1 protein-coding gene is annotated in these 2,671 nt (G+C 39.4%); it reads right to left on the reverse strand.

Features of this window, described 5'->3' with window-relative positions; all coding sequences use genetic code 11:
- A partial coding sequence (locus HT703_RS06465) for a cell wall-binding protein (protein WP_172929985.1) occupies nt 1–2,450 on the reverse strand: 2,450 nt, incomplete at its 3' end.
- Between the last annotated feature and the right edge of the window lie 221 nt (nt 2,451–2,671).

Below are 2,671 nucleotides of genomic sequence, written 5' to 3' on the forward strand. Positions count from 1 at the left end.
GCTGCTGGCTTAGCTGGCTCTGCTGATTCCTGATCAGCTTTTTCTGCTTTTTCAAGCTCTTCAACTTTTGCTTTTGCTTTTTCAGCCTCAGCTTTAGCCTTCTCTAGTTCAGCTTCAGCAGCTGTTTGAGCTTGGTCAGCTTCGGCTTTTGAATTTTCAGCTGCTATTGCTTCTTTATTTTCTTTTTCAGCCTTAGCAGTCGCATCGTCAGCTGTTTTCTTCGACTCTGCTGCTTTTTGCTCTAACTCCGCAATTCTAGGATCTGATTCTTCTTGGGGTTGAGCTGGAGTTTCTTCTTCCGTTTTAGCTGGTTCCTTAGCTTTTGCTTCCTCTACTTCTTTAAGGGTCTTATTGAAGTCATCAACACGAGAATTAATATCTTCTGCGTAAGACTCAACAAGGGCATCCGCCTGGTTAAATTCAGCTTCTGCTGCTGCACGAGCTGCCTCTGCTTCTTTGAGTTTTCTTTTTTGTTCCTCAAGAGCTTTAGCTTTTTGCTCAAGGTCGGCTTTGGCTTTATTGGCTTGCTTGGTTAGAGAGTCAATTTCATCTCCCAATTGATCCGCCTTGTCTTGCAGTTTTTCTGACTCTGGACGTTTATCATCTTCAGCTTGGGCTTTTTCAATTTTAGCTTTTATATCTCTAAGAAGCTGTTCCTTACTATAAAACTTATCGTTGTTTTCAGAGTCAGGTTTAGCATTCTCTGTTGGCAAGTCTTCCAAAACATCACTAGCCTTGATAGCACCACTTTCAATTGCGTCTAGTAAATCTTCCTTACCGATTGCCGCTTTAGCTGCTTGAATAGCTGCTGCTTTGTCAGTAATCTTGTCGTTAGCATTAATTTCATCTTCTGCAGCCTTTTCAAGTTTTGTCAAGGCTGCTTCAAGCTCAGCTTTGGCTTTATCTTCTTTTTTCTGTTCTGAACTCTTAGACTTTTCTATCTCGTCAAGAGTATTGTTGAATTCTTTAGTAAGATAATTAATTTCTGCTGCATAAGATTCCAGAACTTCATAACTCTTTTCAAATTCAGCTTTCCCATTTTGATATTCTGACGAAGATTCATCTTTTCCTTCAAGCTCTTTAGCTTTTTTATCAAGGTCAGCTTTGAGTTTATTGGCTTGCTTGGTTAGAGAATCAATCTGATCTTCCAATTGATATGCCTTGTCTTGCAGTTTTTCTGACTCTGAACGTTGCATGTCTGCTTCTTTAGCTTGAATAACTTTTGTTTTTATTTCATCTGGAAGTTTCTCCATTTTACTGTACAGTTTACCGGTAGTAGTTGAAGTACTTTCATCTTCCTTTGTTGGCAAGTCCTTCAAAACATCGGTAGCCTTTATAGCGCCACTTTCAATTGCTTTTAGTAAATCTTCCTTACCGATTGCCGCTTTAGCTGCTTGAATAGCCGCTTCCTTATCAGTAATACTGTTATCTTTCCTAATTTTATCTTCTGCAGCCTTCTCAAATTGCGTCAAAGCATCTTCAAGGTCATATTTCGCTTTCGCTTCTGGGTCTTTGTCTCTCGCTTCCTTTGCTTTTTTTAGAGTGTCATTGAAGTCGTCAACACGAGCATCAATATCTTCCTTATAAGACTCAGCCACTGCTAAAGCCTTTTCAAATTCAGCTTGTGCCGCTTCATGAGCTGTTTTCGCTTCTTCTAGTTTTTTCTCCTCTTCTACCAGAGTTGCAGCTTTTTTCTCAGCTTCGGCTTTAGCCTTATTAGCTTGCTTGGTTAGAGAGTCAATTTCATCCCCCAATTGATCCGCCTTGTCTTGCAGTTTTTCGGATTGTGGACGTTTGGCATCAGCCTCCTCGGCTTTTTTGATTTTAGCTTTTATCTCTTCAGGAAGAGAAGAATCTTTGCTAGTAATAACTCGTTCTTCATCTTCCTTTGTTGGCAATTCCTTCACAACATCACTAGCCTTGATTTGACCATTTTCAATTGCTTTCAGTAAATCTTCTTTACCGATTCTCTCTTTTGCTTTTTTAATAGCTGCTGCTTTGTCAGTAATCTTGTCATCTGCCTTAATTTTAGCTTCGGCATCCTTTTCAAGTTCTGTCAAGGCCTTCATCACTGCTTCTTTAGCATCAGCTTCTTCCTTTTTAGCAGCAGCTAGCTCAGCAGCAGCAGCCTGTTTAGCTTTTTCAGCTTTTGCTTTTGCCTCTTCTGCAGCTTTAGCATCATCTGCTTCGGATTTTGCTTTCTTAGCAGCTTCTTCAGCTTTGGCTTTCGCTTCCTCTACTTTTTTCTGTAGTTCAGCAACTTTAGCTTCAGCTTCTTTTCTAGCTGCTTCCGCTTTTTCAAGATCCTGTTTAGATTTTTCGGATGCTTTGCTAGTGTTAGTAGTATTTGATTCATCAGCTTTTACAGCCAATTGCTGAACGCTAGTAAGACTAGCCCCTAAAACTACCGCACTGGCTAGGCTGGCAAAAATCATCTTTTTCTTCCCCATTTAGGTCACCTCTTTATTATTATTTTTAATCACCTGAATCACAATCATTATACTCCTCTACAACATATATGTCAAGTATTTTCCCAATATTTATCTAAAATTATGATTCGGATAACTCCCACTTGTCTGGTCAAAGTGGAAATTGGTCTAAAACAGATTTTTATGGTGAAATTTAGTGTGAGATGTTTGAGTTAGAAATGAGGTAACCGTCCAATAACGAA

The organism is Streptococcus sp. 3874 (genome assembly GCF_013276425.1).
Lineage (GTDB): Bacteria > Bacillota > Bacilli > Lactobacillales > Streptococcaceae > Streptococcus > Streptococcus pseudopneumoniae.